Origin of the sequence: Mycobacterium sp. EPa45 (genome assembly GCF_001021385.1) — a bacterium.
Taxonomy (GTDB): Bacteria; Actinomycetota; Actinomycetes; order Mycobacteriales; family Mycobacteriaceae; genus Mycobacterium.
This window is the reverse complement of sequence record NZ_CP011773.1, coordinates 3,940,333-3,960,631: the sequence shown is the minus strand read 5'-3', so window position 1 is coordinate 3,960,631 and position 20,299 is coordinate 3,940,333. Positions and strand designations below refer to the sequence as shown.

The following is a 20,299-nucleotide window of genomic DNA, read 5'->3' as shown; positions in this document are numbered from 1 at the left end:
GGGAATGGATTTTGAATTTGGCGTGATCAGCGCCGACGAGTACGACCGGGTCAAGGCGCTGCACGAGCCGCTCGCGGAGGCATTGCGCAGACTGATCGATGCCAGCCTGCACAGCGGGGCTGACGCCGAGACCATTCAGCGTGCCCGCCAGACGATCGACGAGGTCAGCGAGATCCTGGAACGTACCCCGACCGACCGGCCGCGGATTCTGCGGCATGAGGAGTCGGGACTGCCGGTGGTATGGCGCAATCCCGCTGTGGGCCGGCATAATCCGCTCGCGCCGCCGATGATCACCCATCATGAAGAAGGCCGGTGCTGGACCGAATTCACTCTTGGGCCGGTGTACGAAGGACCACCCGGGTTGGTGCACGGCGGCATCTGCGCCTTGCTGCTCGACCAGCTCCTCGGCGAAGCCGCCACCAGTCAGCTCAGCAAGCCGAAGTTCACCGGCACGATCACGCTGAAGTACCTGCGGGGCACGCCGCTGGGGCCGTTGCGTGGTGAGGCGTGGCATGAGCGCACCGAAGGCTACAAGACCTACGCGCGCGGATTTCTTGCCGACGCGCAGGGGCCAACCGTCGAAGCAGAAGGAGTTTTCATCATGCCGGCGTGGGCGAGGGACGCAGGATGAAGTTCTATGTGAGCGTTGCGTTTCTGGAGACGCGCGAGGCCGTCGAGATCGCGAAGGCCGCCGACGATCTTGGGTATGAGGGCCTCGGCATCCCCGACCACGTGGTGAACCTCGAAACCCTGGCCACGCCGTACCCGTACACCAAGGACGGCGAGCGGCGCTGGCAGCCGTTCACCGATTGGCCGGATCCGTGGGTGCTGGTCGGCGCCCTGGCGCAGGCCACCCGGCAGATCAAGTTCGTGACCACGGTGTACATCCCCGGCATGCGGGACCCGTATTCGGCGGCGAAATCCATTGGCACCGCGGCATATCTGGCCGACGGGCGGGTCGAGCTCGGCATCGGTGTCGGCTGGTGCGAAGAAGAGTTCACGTTGATGGGCCAGCAGTTCGCCAAACGGGGCAAGCGCACCGACGAGATGATCGAACTGATGCGGGCGCTGTGGCAGCCCGGGTGGACGGAGTTCGACGGCGAGTTCTACCAGACCCCGCGCCTGGAGATGATGCCCACGCCGCCGCACATCCCGATCTACAGCGGGGGACTGTCGGACATCGCGCTGCGGCGGGCTGCCCGGCTCGACGGCTGGATCGGCGACCTGATCAGTCTCGACCAAGCGATTGTCCGAGTCGACAAGCTGCGTGAGCTGCGTGCCGAAAACGGCCTGAGCATGGACGGTTACGAGGTCCTGACGCCGTTGACCGATGCGTTCACGATCCCGCACTACGAGCGGGCCGCGGCGGCTGGCATCACCGGCATCGTGACGATGCCGTGGATGTTCTACTCCGGACCCGACGCCTCGCTGGCCGACAAGATCGACGGGATGCGGCGTTTCCGCAAGGATCTGGCGCTGGACGCCTAGCGCCTGCCGCGAACGGCATCGAGCGCGTAGGCGCCGCCGCCGGTGAAGACCAGCAGCAGGAAGCCGAAGCACAGTGCGACAGCCAGCTCGCCACCGTTGACGACGGGCCAGAAGCCACCACCGGGGGCGTCGTGCGGGTTCTTGCCGAAATGCTCCATGAAGTAGGCGAACGCCATTTCTCCGGAGGCGATGAACGCGGCGATCCGGGTGAACAGACCGACGGTGATCAGTGTGCCGAGAATCAGTTCCAGAATGCCGGCATACCAGACCGGCCACGATCCAGTCGGGATCGAATAGCTTGCGGGCCAATTGAAGACCTTCGACAGGCCTTCGAACAGAAATAGCAGACCGAAGAAGATCCGGAACACGGACAGGACGGCGGGCTGGTAGCGGTCGATGCGAGCGTCGAGTCTCTGCGTCATGCGCCAACCATACTGGGCTTCGGTCGTGCGGCCGCTCAGTAGCGCGGGCGGCGGAACCGGCTCAGCAGGCCGGCGCGTCTGACGGGCCGCCCGGTCGAGTAACCCGCGGACGCCATCCCGCCCGCGCCGACGCGGCCGCGGCGGCGCGCGTCGACCGAAATGGAGCCCGCACCGAGCGCGGCGATGGCCAGGAAGCCGAAGCAGTACAGCAGCGCCGGTTCGCCGTTGTTGGCCAGCGGCCAGAAGCTGCCCTTGGGGCCTTCGAGCGGCGGCCAGTGCATCCAGAGATACGCCACCGCCATCTCTCCGGAGGCGATGAACGCCGCGATCCGAGTGAACAACCCGATTGTGATGAGAAGCCCGGCAATGAATTCGATCAACGCGGCCCACCACATCGGCCAGTCGCCGACCGCGATGGGTGCGGGGGCCGCGACCGGCCAACCGAACAGTTTCTGCGAACCGTGGATCGTGTACGCCAGTCCGAACACGATCCGGAAGATGCTCAGGGCGGGGGTGGAGTAGCTCGCGAGCCGTGCGTCGAAGTTGGTCGCCATAGGTTGACCTTACGCGCAGAGTCCTCTTTATTTCGAGAGCTCGGGCGATCCAGGCGGTAAAAGCCGGCCTGTCCACCGTCGAGAATTCCTACCCGCCAACGCTTTCCGAGCGGGTGTCCGCTTGAGGTCGATCAAGTGCCTGAATCCGCAGGTGTACTACTTCGCTCGGCCCGCTCCTGCCGCCACCATCGACGCTGTCCTCGACGCGGTCGCTTCAGGATTGCCGCAAAGCATGTTCCGGCGGAACGCAGCCCGCGCCGGCGGTGACGATCGCCAGCGGAAACCCGGATCACCGAACCCCCTTGGGCCGTGATCGCTGGGGTGGTTCGACCATGATGACTGCGTTTCTGTCTCCTGACTTGGCTTGGTACATGGCCGCGTCTGCCCTGGCGGTGATCGAGGAAGCGGGCTCGCCGGTAAGGGCGATAGCGGCACCGATGCTCAATGTCGCGTGGATCGTGTTCCCGGATACGTGGATCGGTTCGGCGGTACGACAACGAATCTTCTCGCCGATCTGGGCGAGCTCATCGATGCTGCGCAGGCCGGGCAACACGACGAGAATCTCGTCACCCCCCGTCCGGCCAACCGTGTCGCCCTGACGGACACACTCGCGGATCCGGGCTGCCAACGTGGTAAGCACGGCATCGCCCGTACCGTGTCCCCAGGTGTCATTGATGTCCTTGAAGTGGTCGACGTCGCAGAACAGGATGCCGAGGTGGGTTCCCGGAGCCTGAGGTTGCTCCAGAGCGGATTGGAGGCGGTCCAGTGCCTCGGCACGGTTTGCGAGTCCGGTGAGCGTGTCAAAGCGGGCCAACCGTTCGAGTTGCTGCTCAATCTGGACTCGATCATCGACGATACGCAGTGCGGCGATCAGCCCATCCGTATGGCCTTCAGCATCCACATAGGGCTTCCCGTGGCCATCGACCCAGTGGTAACCACCGTCGGCAGCGCGGACCCGGAACCGTTGCACAACCGCTTCGCCGCCGGCGATCCGCTGCAGCACGGTTGAGAGTGCGTCGAGGTCGTCAGGATGGATCTGACGTCGGATGTCCGAGCCGATCCACCGCTGAGGCGGCCTGCCCAATGCAGCCTCTACTGACGGCGAGACCCATACGATCCGGGTGCCGCGAAGGTGAACGATGATGTCGACCGCGTTGTCGGCGAGGATGTGATACCGCTCTTCAGCATCAGCGCGTTCCCTGCTCAGCTGCTCCTTCTCGATCAACACATCCTGTTCTTGACGGCGTAGGTGAAACCCGACCAGCAGAGCGACGACCGTGCACGTGATTACCGACAGCGCAAAGGCCTCATTCTCGCTACGGCCCATGGCCAGGAAGGCCAGGCGCGACAACGCAACCAGGATCGGAAAGCCGACGGCAAGGCCATACAACCGAACTAGAGGCTCCCGATCGTGTCGGGCGAGCAGCCAGCCCAGCGGAGGCCGGTCAGGGCGGACCACCGCCGTCGCCGCGACGAGCAGCAATAATGCCAGCGCAGTCGAGATTGCCTGGCCGGTTGACGGCCTGACATCCACCAGCGCCATCGCACCAAACAGGTATGCCGACACCGAGACAAGCGGGATGGCTCCGCCACCGACTATGCACAACGGCCAGACCACCCCGACCCAGCGGCGATCCAGTCGCACCAGCCCGATAGCACCAGCCAGGAACAAGACCGACAACGTGGTCTGCGGGCTGGGACGCCCAGGCCAGGACGACTGCAAGGTACGTACCGCGTCTGCGAACCACACCTGGTCCACGCCCCACGACCTGGCAGTCGCGTACTCCAGGAGAACCACGACGCCCAGCGCACCCACCACCATGGCCACGCCACGCCCCACCCACACCCGACTGCGCGACGGCTGACCCAACTGCACCAGGATCGCAACCCCCAGTGCCGCCAGCCACACCGCCGTCCACGGCGTCATCTGCGGCCACGTTGGGTAGATGCGCGTCAACTCGTGGACGCCAGTGGCCCAGCCCACCCAGTCCAAGGCAGCAACAACAAACACGACCACAACCGCGGCGCGGCCCCATCGAGCCAACGGCACCGGTTCCAGTGCACCGCCGATGTCGGGGTTGTCCATCGGCCGACTCCCTCCCCCGAGCGGTGCCCGAGAACAACGTCGCACCCCAGGCCGAGCAACCCGACGGAGGGATCGCCAGTCATCTTGTGGATCCGTAGACCGCTCGATCACCATGCCCTCCCGAACCGGCACAGCGCGACTTTCGTCGCGTCATCGTCGCGGTCGGCGGACGTCCCGACCTAGAGGCCAAGGTCACCGATGGCGTACAAATACGCAACACACTCGCGCTCCGTGCGTGCTATCCCGTGCGCAGTTATCAGGTGCCGCTGGTACCTCCCCAGCCGCCGAGATGTACATCAAGCCCCAGAAGCGTAATCGTCGAGGTATGCCCATGGCCTGATGCAGACGAGTCCACCCGCTCGACAATCGGAAGTGTGATCGCCGAACGGATGGACTCGTTACGAAGCTCCGCGGACCAACTGCGGACCAGCAGGGCCTATTGAGGCCGTATCAATCGGTCAGCGTATTAGCCGACTTAGACGTCGTAGTACAGCGCGAACTCGTAGGGGTGAGGCCGGATCTGGACGGGCATGATCTCGTTCTCACGCTTGTAGGAGATCCACGTCTCGATCAGGTCGGGCGTGAAAACGCCACCCTCGGTGAGGTATTCGTGATCGTCCTCGAGGCGGTCGATCACCGCCGACAGCGAGGTCGGCGCCTGCGGGATGTTGGCGGCTTCCTCCGGGGGCAGTTCGTAGAGGTCCTTGTCCACCGGCGTCTGCGGCTCGATCTTCTTCTTGATGCCGTCCAGGCCGGCCATCATCATCGCCGCGAACGCCAGGTACGGGTTGCCCGAGCTGTCCGGTGCGCGGAACTCGAGGCGCTTGGCCTTCGGGTTGTTGCCGGTGATCGGGATGCGCACGGCGGCAGACCGGTTGCGCTGGCTGTAGACCAGGTTGATCGGAGCCTCGTAGCCCGGCACCAGGCGCTTGTAGGAGTTCACCGTCGGGTTGGTGAACGCCAGCAGCGACGGCGCGTGGTGCAGGATGCCGCCGATGTAGTGGCGGGCGATGTCCGACAGGCCGGCGTAGCCCGACTCGTCGTGGAACAGCGGCTTGCCGTCCTTCCACAGCGACTGGTGCACGTGCATGCCCGACCCGTTGTCGCCGAACAGCGGCTTCGGCATGAAGGTGACGGTCTTGCCGGCCGCCCACGCGGTGTTCTTGACGATGTACTTGAACAGCAATACGTCGTCGGCCGCATGCAGCAGCGTGTTGAACTTGTAGTTGATCTCGGCCTGACCCGCGGTACCCACCTCGTGGTGACCGCGCTCGATCGTGAAGCCGGCGTTCTGCAGGTTCGTGGTGATGTCGTCGCGCAGGTCGACGTAGTGGTCGTACGGCGCCACCGGGAAGTAGCCGCCCTTGGGGCGCACCTTGTAACCGCGGTTGGCCGATCCGTCGGCCTCGAACGGCTCACCGGAGTTCCACCAGCCGGACTCGGAGTCGACCTCGTAGAAGGTGCCGTTGATCTTCGAATCGAAGCTCACCGAGTCGAAGATGTAGAACTCGGCCTCGGCGCCGAAGTAGGCGGTGTCGGCGATGCCGGTGCTGATCAGGTAGTTCTCCGCCTTGCGGGCCACATTGCGCGGGTCGCGCGAGTAGGCCTCACGGGTGAAGGGGTCGTGCACGAAAAAGTTGAGGTTCAGGGTCTTCGCCGCGCGGAAGGGGTCGATGCGCGCAGTGACGGGATCTGGCAGCAGCAGCATGTCGGACTCGTGGATCGACTGGAAGCCGCGCACGGATGAACCGTCGAACGCCAAGCCGTCCTCGAAAACGCTCTCGTCGAACGCTGAGGCGGGGATGGAGAAGTGCTGGACCACACCAGGCAGATCGCAGAACCGGATGTCGACGTACTCGACTTTCTCGTCCTTGATCAGCTTGAACAGGTCGTCAGCGTTCTTTTCTGCCAACTTACTAACTCCTTCGGTGCAGCCGGTTTGACGCAGGGATCGGCACGTGAGTTTGTTAACCCGCGGCTGACGGTATGGATCCGATGTTGCACGGTCGTCAAGCTCATGTTGCGCCGACGTTACGCAATGGGCCTGCGGCGCGGGACGGGGGGTTGCCGCTGGTCCGCATATCCTGGGGCCATGGCGCGTGAAATCGGATCCTGGCTGTCCGGACCGGAACCGGTGAAGCCGGGTGACGCCGCTGACTGGCCTGGCCGGGGGTTAGGCCTACCGGAGTCCGGGCCGCGTTCGCTGGCGCGGTCGGGTCGGCGTTTCCTGGCGCTGCTGATCGACTGGTTGATTGCCTACGGCCTGGCGGCGCTGGGGATGACGCTGGGTCTCATCAGTGTCTCGGTGCTGTCGACCGCGGTCCTGGGCATCTGGTTTGTGTTGGGTGTGCTGTCCGTGCGGCTGTTCGGGTTCACACCGGGGCAGTACGCGCTCGGGCTGATGGTGATCCCGGTCGACAACCGCCAGCACGTCGGCAGCGGCCGGGCGATCGGGCGAGGCCTGCTGCTGTCGCTGGTGATTCCTGGGCTGTTCACCGACGCCGATGGCCGCGGTCTGCAGGATCGGCTGACGGCGACGGCCGTCGTTCGGCGCTGAACGATTCTGTCACACCCCGGTGGCATACTCGAACACATGTTCGAGATACTGTCTGATTTCGACCCGGCTGATCAATCGGCAATGGTCGAGGGCATCGCAGAGCTGGAACGGCTCAAAGCCGCGGCGGCTGCCGGGCAGGCGCGGTTGACCGCCGCGCTGGACGCCGCCAGGCGCGCGGCGGAGGAATCGATTGGGGTGCCGGCCAAGCGGCGAGGCCGCGGCTTGGCTGCGGAGGTGGCGCTCGCGCGGCGGGATTCGCGCGCCCGTGGCGATCAACATCTGGGGTTCGCCAAGGCTCTGGTGTACGAGATGCCGCACACGCTGGCCGCTTTGGAGGCCGGCGTGCTGTCGGAATGGCGGGCGACCATCGTGGTGCGGGAGTCGGCGTGTTTGGACGTGGAAGACCGGCGGCAGCTCGACTCCGACCTGTGCTCGGATCCGGACACCCTGGTGGGAGTCGGAGACGCGGCCCTGGCGGCGAAGGCCAAGGCGATCGCCTACCGGCTGGACCCGCACGCGCTGGTCGACCGGGCAGCCAAGGCTGCGGGCGAGCGCACCGTCACGATGCGCCCAGCGCCGGACACTATGACGTATGTGACGGCGTTGCTGCCGGTGGCGCAAGGAGTCTCGGTGTATGCCGCGCTCAAGAGGGAGGCCGACGTCTGTGGCGACGCCCGCTCTCGTGGGCAGGTCATGGCCGACACACTGGTCGAGCGGGTGACCGGCCGGCCGGCGGATGAACCCGTGCCGATGGCGGTGAACCTGGTGGTCTCCGACCAGATGCTGCTCGGGGCAGAGAACGGCGCGGCCGTGATCGCCGGTTACGGTTCGGTCCCTTCGGCAGTGGCCCAGAAGATGGTCATGGACACGGTGACCGACGATCGCTCGCGAGCCACACTTCGCCGTCTGTATGCCAATCCGGCCGGTGGCGCACTGGTTGCGATGGACTCCCGGTCGCGAGTGTTCCCGAAAGGCTTGGCGGACTTCATCGAACTGCGGGACCAACGGTGTCGGACGCCGTACTGCGATGCACCCGTTCGGCACCGCGACCATGCGACACCACATTCGCGCGGCGGCGCCACCAGCTCGGAGAACGGGCTGGGGATGTGCGAGGCGTGCAACTACACCAAGGAGTCGCGGGGTTGGAAGGTCGTGACCGACGTTGATGACAACGGCACGCACACAGCGGAATTCACCACCCCGACCGGGGCGCACTATCGCTCAGCCGCACCGCCGATGCCTGGAACGCCGAACAGGCCGATGACCGCGGTAGAGATTTACCTCAACGGCGAGCTGCTGAAGGTGCTCGCCGCCTGAGCTAGATCTGGTGGCGGACTACTCCGTTCATCATGGTCATCGTGACGGTCGCGCGGTGGATGTCGTGCGGGTCGACCTCGAAGATATTGGAATCCAACACAATCAAGTCGGCGCGCTTACCCACCTCGACGGAGCCGACCAAGGCGTCAAGCCGGACCTGGTAGGCGGCGCCCATGGTGTTGGCGTGCACCGCCTCCGCTACGCCGAGCTTCTGCTCGGCCGGCGCCAGCACGGGTGCGTCGGGGTCTCCGATCAGCTGGCGGGTCACCCCGATCTGGATGGATTCGAGCGGCTTGTAGGTGGAGAAGTAGCCCGCCGCCGGCCAGTCTGTGCCCAAAGAGATCCGGCCACCCGAGCGCAGGACATCTTGCGCGCGATAAAACAAGTCCTGGCGGGGCTTGCCGCAGCGCGCGGCCATGTTGAGCACGGTGTCCGGATCCGCAGACATCCAATTCGCCGAAAACTGTGCCGTCACACCGAGTTTGCCGAATCGCTGATTGTCCGGATCCTCGACGTACACCAGATGGGCGATCGTGTGCCGGCGGTCGCGCGGCGGGTTCGCCTCGATCGCCGCCTCGATGGAATCCAGCGCGGTACGCGCCGTCTGCTCTCCGCACGCGTGCACGTGGACATCGAAGCCCGCGGCGTCGACCTCGCGGACAAGCTGGCGCCACTGATCGTCGGTGAACGGTGATGCGCCGATCGAATCGGGTTTGTCGGCATACGGCTCGATCAGCCACGCGGTGTATCCGCCTTGCGTCCCGTCACCGATGATCTTCACCACCCCGAAATTGACCAGCTCGGTCGATAGCCGGTTGCGGATGTCGGTCAGCTTGGCGACCGCGTCGTCGACCGGCGGCCCCTTCACGCTGTAGGACGCCGCCACCCGGAAGGGCAGCGCCCCGCGCTTCTCCAGATCGGTGTAGAGCGCGATCAGCGCTCCCTGATCCTCACCGATCGGAGGCACCCCGGCATCGAAGACCGTGGTGATACCGGCCGCCGAGGCCTTCGGCAGCCAGGTTTCCAGCAGCGCCTGCATCGACCGCGGCGAGATCGGCTCGACCGCGTTCACCAGACTCAGTACGGCGTCGACCTCGAGGATGTAGCCGGTGGGTTCACCGTGTTCGTCGCGCATGTAATAACTGAAGCCGGGAACCGGATCGGGGGTGTCGCGGCCGACGCCGGCGATCCGCAGAGCCATGCTGTTGGCCCACATGCTGTGGCCGTCGATCGCGAAGAAGAAGCCGGGCCGGTCCGGCAACACCCTGTCCAGCTCGTGGCGGTTGGGCCCAGCAGGGCCGAACATATCGACGCGCCAACCGAATCCGCGTACCGGGCCGTCTGTGTGCTCCTCTGCGTACGCGGCGATGGCGGCCAGCGCTTCCTCACCGGTCGGCACCTGCAGGTCGACGCCACTGGTCAGGAACGAGCCGAGGAACGGATGGATGTGCCCCTCGACGAACCCGGGCAACATCAGGTTGCCCTCCAGGTCGACGACGCGAGTGTCCGGACCGGCGAGCGCATTCGCGCCGGCCTCGTCTCCGACGTAGGAGATGGTGTTGCCGGTGACGGCCACGGCCTTTGCCCACGGCTGCTTCGGCGAGACGGTGTAGATCGGTCCGCCCCGAAACACGACGTCGGCGTACGCCCCCGTCGCGGGCTGTGCCGCGGCGGCCGCACGCAGCGCAGTCCGCCGCGTCAGAACCCCGGTTCCCAAGGCGCTGAAGTGCGGCGCCCACTCACATGCAGTACAGATCGCGTCCCCCCGGAACAGCTCTTAGCGCCTGCGCACCGTGCGTTGCACGCCCTTCATCTTGGCCTGCGCGGGCATCGGGCCCTTGGGCATCGCGGCGGGGCCCACTCGAGAGCCCAGGGCACCCAGCTTGGATTCAAGCGAGTCCATCTGCTTGACCGTTATGTTGGCCGGCAGCTTCGTCAGATGCCGCTCGAGCTTCGACAGCGGCACCTCGCCCTCGCCATTGCCGACGATCACGTCGTAGATCGGGACGTCACCGATCAGACGGGCGGTGCGCTTCTTCTCCTGCGCCAGCAGCGGCCGGACCCGCGCGGACGAGCCCTCGGCGACGAAGATCACGCCGGGCCGTCCGATCACCCGGTGCACGGCGTCGAAGTGCCCGGTGGCCGCAACCCCCGGGGTCACCCGCCACTTGCCCCGCAGATTGTCCAGCGCCCACGCCGCCGCGCCGGTCTGGCCCTCCGCTTTCCGGAACACCGACTTCTGTGCGCGCCGCCCGAAGATGATGAACGCCACCAGCGCGCCGAGCAGGACGCCCAGCACGATCAGCATGTACATCGTGATCCCGCCGGCGAAGACCCCGGCCACCACCGACGCTCCCACGATCAGCACGAACGCACCGATCATGTAGGGGAGCAGCCGCTTGTCTTCTTTGCGCTGCATCTGGAACGCCTGCCACAGCTGGCTGCGGCGCTGCTTGGCTGCGGCCTTGCTGGCGGCTTTCGCCTCGGCCTTGGCCGCCTTGTTCTCGGCGGCGCTACGGGTTTTCGCCATAACTACCAAGAATACGGAAGGGCGATCACCGCGATGCCGCGACGGCCTGTTGATACAGCCGGCCGGCGCGGTAGGAGGACCGGACCAACGGCCCAGACAGCACCCCGGCGAAACCCAGCCCCTCGGCGTATTCGCCGAGCGCGACGAATTCCTCCGGCTTGACCCAGCGCTCCACCGGGTGATGACGCACCGACGGCCGCAGGTATTGGGTGATCGTGACGATGTCGCAGCCGGCGCCGTGCAGATCGGCCAACGCGGTGTGCACCTCGTCGATGGTCTCGCCCATACCCAGGATCAGGTTGCTCTTGGTGACCAGCCCGGCCGCGCGGGCGGCGGTCAGCACATCGAGGCTGCGCTGGTAGCGGAATGCCGGACGGATTCGCTTGAAGATCCGCGGCACCGTTTCGACGTTGTGCGCGAACACTTCTGGCCGCGCCGCGAAGACCTCGCCGAGGAGGGCGGGCTCGCCGTTGAAGTCCGGGGCCAGCAGCTCGACGCCGGTGGCCGGGTTCAGTTCCTTGATGGCGCGGACCGTCTCGGCGTAGAGCCACGCCCCACCGTCGGGCAGGTCGTCGCGCGCCACCCCGGTCACCGTCGCGTAGCGCAGCCCCATCGCGGCCACGCTCTCGGCCACCCGGCGCGGCTCGTCGCGATCCAGTTCAGCGGGCTTGCCGGTGTCAATCTGACAGAAGTCACAGCGCCGAGTGCACTGCTCACCACCGATCAGGAACGTCGCCTCCCGGTCTTCCCAGCACTCGAAGATGTTGGGACAGCCCGCTTCCTCACACACCGTATGCAGCCCCTCACGGCGCACCAGGCTTTTCAGCGCGGTGTACTCCGGACCCATGCGCGCGCGGGTCTTGATCCACGGCGGCTTGCGCTCGATCGGGGTCTCGGCATTGCGGACCTCCAGGCGCAGCAGCTTGCGGCCGGCCGGAGCCGCCGGGCCGGTGACATTGGACTGGGCAGGGACTGTCACGCCTTCAACCTTACGGGCAGGCGGCCGTCGAGGGCGTCACACACCGCCTCGGCGACCTGGCCGCGGACATCGTCGACGCCGACGTGGCGGCCCAGTTCAGCCGTCAGCGAAGTCACGCCGGCATCCGTGATTCCGCACGGCACGATCGCCGAGTACGCGCTCAGATCGCAGTCGCAGTTCAGGGCAAAGCCATGCAGCGTGGTTCCGCGAGCCACCCGGATGCCGACCGCGGCGATCTTACGGGCCGGGCGCACACCCTCAGCGGGGAGCCAGACGCCGGAGCGGCCCGCCACCCGGCCGGTATCCAGGCCGTAGTCCGCGCACACCGAGATCAGCGATTCTTCAAGACGCCGAACGTAATTCACTACATCAAGCGGCTCGACCAGCCCGATCACGGGATACCCGACCAGCTGCCCGGGGCCATGCCAGGTGATCTTGCCGCCGCGATCGGTGTCGACGACGGGCGTGCCGTCCATCGGCCGTTCATGGGCTTCGGTGCGCTTACCGGCGGTGTAGACCGCAGGGTGTTCGAGCAACAGCAGGGTGTCGGGTCCGCCGGCGATCCGGGCGTCGGCAAGTTCACGCTGCAGCTGCCAGCCATCCAGGTAGTCGACGGTCTCCAGCTGGCGCACCTGTATGCCCGCTGAGCTCGACCGGATGGATTCCCGCACCCAATCGACGCTACTACCCCTGAGCGGACGTTGTGGCGTAGGCCAGTGCCTCGCCGATGGTGTTGTGGTGGAAGACGAACCCGGCCCGCTCCAACGCGGCGGGAATCGCCCGCTGACCGTCGAGCAGCCCCTCCTCGGCGAACTCGCCGAGCAGGGTGCGCAGCGCGAACCCGGGCACCTGCAGGAGGGTCGGCCGATTCAACGCCCGGCCCAGCGCGGCGGTGAACTCCGAATTGGTCACCGGTGCCGGTCCGGTGAAGTTCACCGGCCCCGACAGGTCGCTGTTGTTGATGGCGAACAGCAGCGCACGGATCTCGTCCTCGAGGCTGATCCACGGCATGTACTGCCTGCCGTTGCCGAGGCGGGCGCCCAGGCCGAGGCTGAACAGCGGCCGCAGCCGGGAAAGCACGCCGCCGCCGGGGGAGAGCACCAGACCCGTGCGGGCCAGCACCACGCGGGCGCCGGCGTCTTCGGCGGCCAACGCCGCGGCTTCCCAGTCCAGGCAGAGCCGGGACAGGAATCCGCCTCCCGCAGGGGCGGTTTCATCGACGACGCGTCCGCCGGTATCGCCGTAGTAGCCCACCGCGCTGGCATTGATCAGCGTGGGCACCCCGGCGTCGGCGACCGCCGCCGCGATCACCTCGGTCGGTCCGATGCGGCTGTCGCGCAGGCTCTGTTTGAAGGAACCGGACCACCGTTTGTCGCCGACGCCGACGCCGCACAGGTTGATGACCGCGTCGACGCCCTCCAGCCCGGAAGGATCGAACTCACCGCTGTCGGGATTCCAGTGCAGCTCGTCGCCGTTGGCCGGCGCGCGGCGCACGATGCGCAGCACCGGATGATCGGCAGCGCGCAGCGCTGACACCAGCGCAGAGCCGATGAGACCCGACGAACCGGCGATCGCGACTACAGGTTGGCCCATGGCGTCACAAGCCCAGGTCGGCCTCGAATGCCCCTTCTTCGAGACGCCGCTTGACGGTGGTCAGGAATCGGCCGGCATCCGCGCCGTCGATCAGTCGGTGATCGTAGGTGAGCGGCAGGTAGCAGATGGATCGCACGCCGATCGACTCATTGCCTAAGTCGTCGACGATGACCCGGGGACGCTTGACGATCGCGCCGGTACCCAGCATCGCGGCCTGCGGCGGCACCAGGATGGGGGTGTCGAACAGCGCACCCTGGCTGCCGATGTTTGTGATCGTGAACGTGCCACCGGAGAGCTCATCGGGTTTGAGGTTTCCGCTGCGGGCCCGGTCGGCGATGTCGTGAATGGCGCGCGCGAGCCCGGCCAGCGACAGGTCCCCGGCGTTGTGCACCACCGGCGAGAGCAGGCCCTGCTCGGTGTCCACCGCGAAGCCGAGGTTCTCGGCGTCGTAGTAGGTGATTTCTTTGGTGTCCTCGTTGTAGCTGGCGTTGATGTTCGGATGCGCCTTGAGTGCATCGATGACCGCGCGGGCGATGAACGGCAGGTAGGTCAGATTGACCCCTTCCTGCTCGGCGAAGGTGGTCTTCGCCTTGGCCCGCAGCGCCACGATCTTGGTCATGTCGACCTCGTGGGTCTGCGTCAGCTGCGCGGTGGTCTGCAGCGATTCGCGGGTCTTCTTGGCTGTGATCTGGCGGATCCGGTTGGCCTTCTGCGTGGTGCCGCGCAGGTGTGACAACGGCGACGAGCTGGTGTCGGCGTCAGCCTGCGCCGCGGCCGCTGCCGGCGCCTTGGCGGGAGCCTCAGCGGGCGGCTCGGACTTCGACTTCTTGGCGTCCGCGGCGGCCAACACATCCTGCTTGCGGATGCGTCCGCCGACGCCGGTGCCCTTGACACCGGCGAGGTCAATCCCGTTCTCGACGGCTAGCTTTCGCACCAGGGGCGTGACGTAAGGGCTGCCGTCTCCTGCCTCGCCGTCCTCGGCTGCGGCCGGGGCGGGCGCCTGCTTGGGTTCCGGCTTGGGCTCGGGCTTGGGCTCCGGTTTGGGTTCGGGCTTCGATTCGGTCTTGGGTTCCGGTTCGGGCTCGGGCTCGGGCTCCGGTTCCGATTTCGGCTCGGGCTTGGGTTCCGGTTTGGGTTCCGGTTTCGTCTCGGCGCCGGCGTCGCCGATCTTGGCCAGCTCGCCACCGACCGCGACGGTGTCGTCCTCCTCGGCGGTGATGGACAGCAGCGTCCCCGCCACCGGCGAGGGGATCTCGGTGTCGACCTTGTCGGTGGACACCTCGACCAGCGGCTCGTCGACCTCGACGGAGTCGCCGACCTTCTTCAGCCAGCGAGTCACGGTGCCTTCGGTGACCGACTCGCCGAGTTCGGGCATCACCACCGGCGTCGCCGACCCCGACGACTGCGAGGACCCCGAGGACTGCTCAGGTTCGGGTTCGGGTTCGGGTTCGGGTTCGGGTTCCGGCTCGGCTTCGGTCTCTTCGCTGGCTGTCTCGGTCTGGGCCGCAGGCTCCTCGGCCGGCTTCTCCTCCTCGGCGGGGGCGGAGGAGGACTCCGACTCCTCGCCGGCCTCGCCGATCACCGCGAGCTCGCCACCGACCTCGACGGTGTCGTCCTCCTGGGCAACGATCTTCGTCAGCACACCCGACGCGGGCGAGGGGATCTCCGTGTCGACCTTGTCGGTCGACACCTCGAGCAGAGGCTCGTCGACCTCGACGGTGTCGCCCTCTTGCTTGAGCCACCGGGTGACGGTCCCCTCGGTGACGCTCTCACCGAGTGCCGGCATCTGGACGGAGACGGCCATTGTGTTGACTCCCTCGAACGGTCAGTCATGCGGTCGGACTTCTGGCATACCACAGCGTCGTGTACCCATCCTGTCATTGCCGAGCCACCCGCATGCACTCAGGGCGACGTGTGATTTCTCTGGCACCATCGAGGGAAAGGACCACCGAGAGGAGTGCATCGGAGTTGGGGCTGTTCGACAGGTTCCGGGCTTCCCGCCGGGCCGAATCCGGAGTTGCCGCCGACCGAAGGCACCTGTACGAATGGGCTGCGCAGCGCACCGGCGTGGAGGCCTACGTCGAGCCCGAAACGAGCGTGACCCCGATGACCGTCGTGCTCGTTGCCGCCGACGGCGAGTGGACCCGCCGCCCCGCCGACGGTGCAGCCGGCGCCCGTCGGCTCGGCGAAGAGCTCGGCATTCCTGTCTATGACGTACAAAAAGTCGGGTATCCGCAGCGGATGCGCGACTATGACGCGCGCCGGCGGATCGAACGCCGCCGCCAACGAGACCTGGAGACCTGATGACGACCATGCGCTATGTCGACAGCACCGACGGCACCCGGCTTGCGGTCTACGAGGAAGGCAACCCAGACGGCCCGCCCGTCGTCCTGGTCCACGGCTGGCCCGACTCGCATGTGCTGTGGGACGGCGTGGTGCCGCTGCTGACCGACAAGTTTCGCGTCATCCGCTACGACAGCCGCAGCGCCGGCGCGTCCAAGGGGCCGAAGTCATTCTCGAAGTACACGATGGCCGATTTCGCCGATGACTTCGCCGCCATCGTCGCCGAAGTGAGCCCCGGCCAGCCGGTGCACGTCCTGGGACACGACTGGGGGTCGATCGGCTTCTGGGAGTACCTGCGCCGGCCGGACGCCGGCGACCGGGTCGCGTCGTTCACCTCGGTGTCAGGGCCGAGCCTGCACCATCTGATGCGCTACATCCGCGACGGACTGAAAAGGCCATACCGGCCGAAGCTGTTCGGCCATGCGCTCGCTCAACTGCTGCATCTCACTTACACCCTGCCGCTGTCGGTTCCGGTGCTGGCGCCCGCGACGCTGCGGCTGACCGCCGGAGTCCTGCGCGCCGGAATCACCCTCGGGATCCCCAAGGATCTCCAACACCACGGCGGCACATTCGCCGCCGATGCCGCCAACGGTGCAAAGATATACCGCGCCAACGCATTACCCGCGCTGATCCGCACGCCGGAGGAACTTCACGTTGACGTCCCGGTGCAGCTGATCGTCAACCTGAACGATCCTTACGTGCGGCCGTACCTGTACGAGGAGACGCCGCGCTGGGTGCCCAGGTTGTGGCGCCGGGAATTGCGCGCCGGGCACTGGTCTCCGTTCTCCCATCCGCAGGTACTGGCGGCAGCGGTCAGCGAACTGGCCGACTATCTGGACGGTAAGCCGGCCAGCCGCGCACTGCTGCGGGCCGAGGTCGGCCGCCCGCGAAAGGACTTCAGCGACACACTGGTGTCGGTCACCGGCGCGGGCAGCGGCATCGGCCGGGAGACGGCGCTGGCGTTCGCCGCCGAGGGCGCCGAACTGGTGATCAGCGATATCGACGAGGCGAGCCTGAAGGAGACTGCGGCCAAGATCGGCACGCGCGGCGGCGTCGCACACACCTATGTGCTCGACGTCTCCGACGCCGACGCCGTGGAGCGGTTCGCCGATGAGGTGTGCGCCGCCCACGGTGTGCCGGACATCGTCGTCAACAATGCCGGCATCGGTGTGGCCGGCGCCTTCTTGGACACTCCCGCAGAACAATTCGACCGGGTGCTGGACGTCAACCTCGGCGGCGTGGTGAACGGCTGCCGGGCATTCGCACGCCGTCTCGTCGAGCGCGGCACCGGCGGCCACATCGTCAACGTGGCGTCGATGGCCGCCTACTCGCCGCTGAAAGGGCTCAACGCCTACTGCACGTCCAAGGCGGCGGTGTACATGTTCTCCGACTGCTTACGGGCCGAATTATCTACTGCCGGAATCGGATTGACCACGATCTGCCCTGGAATCATCGACACCAACATTGTGTCCACCACCCCGCTGATCGCGCCGTCGGCCAAGCGTGCCGCCGTCAAGACCCGCCGCGCGCAGCTCGAGACGATGTTCCAACGGCGCGGCTACGGTCCGGACAAGGTGGCCAAGGCGATCGTGTCCGCGGTGAAGAAGGACAAGCCGATCCGGCCGGTCACGCCCGAGGCGTACCTGCTCTACGGGACATCCAAGGTCCTGCCGCAGGGGATGCGCAGCATCGCCCGAACCGGCGTGGTCTAGCCGTTTGCGGCTAACCGTTTCTTGCGATGTCCTCCAGCACGGCGAACATCGTCCGCGTCGGAACCCCGGTCCCGCCCTTGGGCGTGTAGCCCCACGGGCCGGAGGTGTTGTAAGCCGGGCCGGCGATGTCGATGTGCGCCCACTGCACGCCGTCGGCGACGAATTCCCGCAGATACACCCCGGCGACCAGCATGCCGGCGAAACGCTGCGAGCTGACGTTCGCCAGATCGGCCACACTCGACTTGAGATCGTCTTTAAGTTCCTCCGGTAGTGGCATCGCCCAGGCGTTCTCGCCTTCGGCCTGCGAGATACGTGCCACCCGGTCGCGGAAGTCGTCGCTGCCCATCACGCCCGGGGTGCGGCCGCCCAGTGCGACGGTCTGCGCGCCGGTCAGGGTCGACGTCTCGATCAGATAGTCGGGGTTGTCCTCGCAGGCCCGCACGATCGCGTCGGCCAGGATCAACCGGCCCTCGGCGTCGGTGTTGAGCACCTCGACCGTGATCCCGCCGTACTGGGTCAGCACGTCGCCGGGGCGCTGCGCGGTCGACGATGGCATGTTCTCGGCCATCGGCACCGTGGCGATCACGTCGATCGGTAGTCCCTGCTTGGCAGCCAGCACGACTGTGGCGATCACCGCCGCGGCGCCGCCCATATCGGAGGTCATGTGGTGCATCGACGCAGCCGGCTTGATCGAGATGCCGCCGGTGTCGAAGGTGATGCCCTTGCCCACCAGGGCGACGGTCTTGCCGCCCTTGCCCTTGGCGCCGCGGTAGGCCAGCCGAACCAGCCGCGGCGGGCGCGAGCTGCCCTTGCCCACCCCGATGATGCCGCCGAAGCCGGCCTTGGTGAGTGCCTTCTCGTCGAGCACCTCCACCTTCAGGCCCGCGGCCTCGCCCAAAGCCTTGGCGCGGTCGGCGAATTCGCCCGGGAACAGGTGGCTGGGCGGGGTGTTGACGAAGTCGCGCGCGGTGGCCACAGCCGTCGCGATCGCAGCGGCCCGAGCGGCGTCCTTCTTGGCGCTGGACACCGTGCTCAGCGCGATGATCTTGCCCAGTGCCGGCTCCTTCGGCGCGGTCTTGGCGCTGCGGAACGCGGTGAACCGGTAGCTGCCGAGGATCAATCCCTCGATCGCGGCCTCCAGGTGCAGCTCGGTCATCGTGGTGATGACGGTCTCCACCCCGGACAGCGACCGGGCCGCCACTCCGGCGGCGCGGCGGATCACATCGGCCGACCACTCGTCGCGCGGGGCGCCGAGCCCGACGGCCAGCACGCTGCCGACCGCGAGCGACGGCACGTGCAGCCGGGTGACCTGCTCGGCGCCGGCCTTGGCGCCAAGCGCACATAGGCCGACCTGAATCTCGCCGATGGCCTCGGCGTCGAGAAACGGGCCGCCGACGACGGTCGGTGAGGCGTCGCCGGCTTCCCCTGCCGTGCCGGTGACGACCGGGACGATCAGCACGGCCGACTGCGCCCGCTTGGGCAGCGACGTCGCGACGGTGACAGTGGGGGCGGCGTAACCAGGTTCGGTGCTCACGAGGATTCACAGTAGACGCGGGGCACTAGTGTTGTTGGCCGTGACCGACACATCCGATCTGTTGCTTGGGCCGCTCGACAGTCAGCACCGCGAGCTGGGCGCCACCTTCGCCTCATTCGGCGGCTGGCTGATGCCGGTGTCGTACGCGGGGACGGTAGGTGAGCACACCGCCACCCGCGAGGCCGTCGGCCTCTTCGACGTCAGCCATCTGGGCAAGGCGCTGGTGGTCGGTCCGGGCGCGGCGGATTTCATCAACTCCACGCTGACCAACGACCTGCGCCGGATCGGTCCCGGCAAGGCGCAATACACCCTGTGCTGCACTCCCGAGGGTGGGGTGATCGACGACCTGATCGCCTACTACGTAAGCGATGACGAGATCTTCCTGGTGCCCAACGCCGCGAACACCGCCGCTGTCGTCGAGGCGCTGCAAGCCGCTGCGCCGCAAGGTATTTCGATCACCGACCTGCATCGCTCGTATGCGGTGCTTGCGGTCCAGGGGCCGCGCTCGGCCACCGTGCTCGCCGCGCTGGGCCTGCCCACGGACATGGACTACATGGGCTACGCCGACGCCACGTACTCCGGTGTGCCGGTACGGGTCTGCCGCACCGGATACACCGGTGAGCACGGCTACGAGCTGCTGCCGCCATGGGAATCTGCGCCGGTCGTGTTCGAGGCGCTGGTGGCCGAGGTGCAGGGTGCGGGTGGGCAACTCGCCGGCCTGGGTGCCCGCGATACCCTGCGCACGGAGATGGGGTACCCGCTGCACGGTCACGAGCTGTCACTGGACATTTCGCCGCTGCAGGCGCGAACCGGCTGGGCGATCGGCTGGAAGAAAGACGCGTTCTTCGGCCGCGATGCCCTGCTGGCCGAGAAGGAGGCCGGCCCGCGCCGGTTGCTTCGCGGCCTGCGGGCCACCGGGCGCGGCGTGCTGCGCCCCGACCTGACCGTGTTCAACGGCGCACTGCCGGTGGGTGTCACGACATCGGGCACGTTCTCACCGACGCTCAAAGTCGGTATCGCCCTTGCCCTCATCGACACCGATGCCGGTATCGACGACGGGGCACTGGTCACCGTCGACGTGCGCGGCCGCCCGCTGGAGTGTGAGGTCGTCAAGCCGCCGTTCGTCGAGGTCAAAACTCGGTAGCGGCGGGCAGGGGCGAAGCGACCCGGGGAAATTGGATGGC

18 protein-coding genes are annotated in these 20,299 nt (G+C 66.9%); 7 read left to right on the top strand and 11 right to left on the bottom strand.

The window, feature by feature from the left end:
* Positions 1 to 4: 4 nt before the first annotated feature.
* Together AB431_RS18965 and AB431_RS18960 are read left to right on the top strand one after the other, a co-directional pair.
* A complete protein-coding gene (locus tag AB431_RS18965; protein ID WP_047331237.1) occupies positions 5 to 631 on the top strand; it encodes a PaaI family thioesterase in 627 nt (208 codons plus the stop codon).
* The gene (locus AB431_RS18960) at positions 628 to 1,488 is read left to right on the top strand and encodes a TIGR03619 family F420-dependent LLM class oxidoreductase (protein WP_047333580.1); all 861 of its coding nucleotides are present in this window, start codon (positions 628 to 630) and stop codon (positions 1,486 to 1,488) included. The genes AB431_RS18965 and AB431_RS18960 overlap by 4 nt, the downstream gene beginning before the upstream one ends.
* On the opposite strand, the gene AB431_RS18955 is transcribed toward AB431_RS18960, so the two are convergent.
* The 4 genes from AB431_RS18955 to glnA form a co-directional block, all read right to left on the bottom strand.
* Positions 1,485 to 1,910 (bottom strand): DoxX family protein, encoded by a 426-nt coding sequence (locus AB431_RS18955; RefSeq protein ID WP_047331236.1) that lies wholly within the window; start codon positions 1,908 to 1,910, stop codon positions 1,485 to 1,487. The two genes, AB431_RS18960 and AB431_RS18955, sit on opposite strands and share 4 nt — an antisense overlap.
* A 35-nt stretch (positions 1,911 to 1,945) precedes the next feature.
* Positions 1,946 to 2,464 carry a DoxX family protein gene (locus AB431_RS18950; RefSeq protein WP_047331235.1) on the bottom strand — a complete coding sequence of 173 codons (519 nt, stop codon included), beginning with the start codon at positions 2,462 to 2,464 and terminating at the stop codon, positions 1,946 to 1,948.
* Between the two features lie 289 nt (positions 2,465 to 2,753).
* On the bottom strand, positions 2,754 to 4,550 hold the full coding sequence (locus AB431_RS18945; RefSeq protein WP_047331234.1) for a sensor domain-containing diguanylate cyclase: 1,797 nt from the start codon (positions 4,548 to 4,550) through the stop codon (positions 2,754 to 2,756).
* Positions 4,551 to 5,025: 475 nt separating this feature from the next.
* A complete protein-coding gene (gene glnA, locus AB431_RS18940) occupies positions 5,026 to 6,462 on the bottom strand; it encodes a type I glutamate--ammonia ligase (RefSeq protein ID WP_047331233.1) in 1,437 nt (478 codons plus the stop codon).
* Between the two features lie 180 nt (positions 6,463 to 6,642).
* Between glnA and AB431_RS18935 the strand changes: the two genes are divergently transcribed.
* Together AB431_RS18935 and AB431_RS18930 are read left to right on the top strand one after the other, a co-directional pair.
* The gene (locus AB431_RS18935) at positions 6,643 to 7,107 is read left to right on the top strand and encodes an RDD family protein (protein WP_047331232.1); all 465 of its coding nucleotides are present in this window, start codon (positions 6,643 to 6,645) and stop codon (positions 7,105 to 7,107) included.
* A 36-nt stretch (positions 7,108 to 7,143) separates the two neighbouring features.
* Positions 7,144 to 8,424, top strand: coding sequence for an HNH endonuclease signature motif containing protein (locus AB431_RS18930; protein ID WP_047331231.1), 1,281 nt, complete (start codon positions 7,144 to 7,146; stop codon positions 8,422 to 8,424).
* A gap of 1 nt (position 8,425) precedes the next feature.
* Here the strand turns inward: AB431_RS18930 and AB431_RS18925 are convergent, their stop codons facing one another.
* Genes AB431_RS18925 through sucB form a run of 6 tightly spaced genes read right to left on the bottom strand, consistent with a single transcriptional unit; the run spans position 8,426 to position 15,330 of the window.
* Positions 8,426 to 10,180 (bottom strand): amidohydrolase, encoded by a 1,755-nt coding sequence (locus AB431_RS18925; protein WP_082135736.1) that lies wholly within the window; start codon positions 10,178 to 10,180, stop codon positions 8,426 to 8,428.
* Between the two features lie 21 nt (positions 10,181 to 10,201).
* Entirely contained in the window at positions 10,202 to 10,954 is a 753-nt protein-coding gene (locus AB431_RS18920) for a DUF4191 domain-containing protein (RefSeq protein WP_047331230.1), read from the bottom strand.
* Positions 10,955 to 10,979: 25 nt separating this feature from the next.
* On the bottom strand, positions 10,980 to 11,933 hold the full coding sequence (lipA, locus tag AB431_RS18915; protein WP_047331229.1) for a lipoyl synthase: 954 nt from the start codon (positions 11,931 to 11,933) through the stop codon (positions 10,980 to 10,982).
* Positions 11,930 to 12,604, bottom strand: a complete 675-nt coding sequence (gene lipB / locus AB431_RS18910) for a lipoyl(octanoyl) transferase LipB (protein WP_047331228.1) — start codon at positions 12,602 to 12,604, stop codon at positions 11,930 to 11,932. The genes lipA and lipB overlap by 4 nt, the downstream gene beginning before the upstream one ends.
* A gap of 13 nt (positions 12,605 to 12,617) precedes the next feature.
* A complete protein-coding gene (locus tag AB431_RS18905) occupies positions 12,618 to 13,526 on the bottom strand; it encodes a TIGR01777 family oxidoreductase (RefSeq protein ID WP_047331227.1) in 909 nt (302 codons plus the stop codon).
* 4 nt (positions 13,527 to 13,530) lie between these two features.
* Entirely contained in the window at positions 13,531 to 15,330 is a 1,800-nt protein-coding gene (gene sucB, locus AB431_RS18900; protein ID WP_047331226.1) for a 2-oxoglutarate dehydrogenase, E2 component, dihydrolipoamide succinyltransferase, read from the bottom strand.
* 164 nt (positions 15,331 to 15,494) lie between these two features.
* On the opposite strand from sucB, the gene AB431_RS18895 reads away from it, so the two are divergent.
* Together AB431_RS18895 and AB431_RS18890 are read left to right on the top strand one after the other, a co-directional pair.
* Entirely contained in the window at positions 15,495 to 15,830 is a 336-nt protein-coding gene (locus AB431_RS18895; RefSeq protein ID WP_047331225.1) for a hypothetical protein, read from the top strand.
* Positions 15,830 to 17,581, top strand: a complete 1,752-nt coding sequence (locus AB431_RS18890) for an SDR family oxidoreductase (protein ID WP_047331224.1) — start codon at positions 15,830 to 15,832, stop codon at positions 17,579 to 17,581. The genes AB431_RS18895 and AB431_RS18890 overlap by 1 nt, the downstream gene beginning before the upstream one ends.
* A 10-nt stretch (positions 17,582 to 17,591) precedes the next feature.
* Here AB431_RS18890 and AB431_RS18885 read toward each other — a convergent pair whose 3' ends face one another.
* Positions 17,592 to 19,115: a leucyl aminopeptidase gene (locus AB431_RS18885; protein ID WP_047331223.1), complete on the bottom strand. Its 1,524-nt coding sequence runs from the start codon at positions 19,113 to 19,115 to the stop codon at positions 17,592 to 17,594.
* A gap of 40 nt (positions 19,116 to 19,155) precedes the next feature.
* On the opposite strand from AB431_RS18885, the gene gcvT reads away from it, so the two are divergent.
* Complete coding sequence (gene gcvT / locus AB431_RS18880; RefSeq protein ID WP_047333578.1) at positions 19,156 to 20,259, top strand: glycine cleavage system aminomethyltransferase GcvT; 1,104 nt, start codon at positions 19,156 to 19,158, stop codon at positions 20,257 to 20,259.
* Positions 20,260 to 20,299 lie beyond the last annotated feature (40 nt).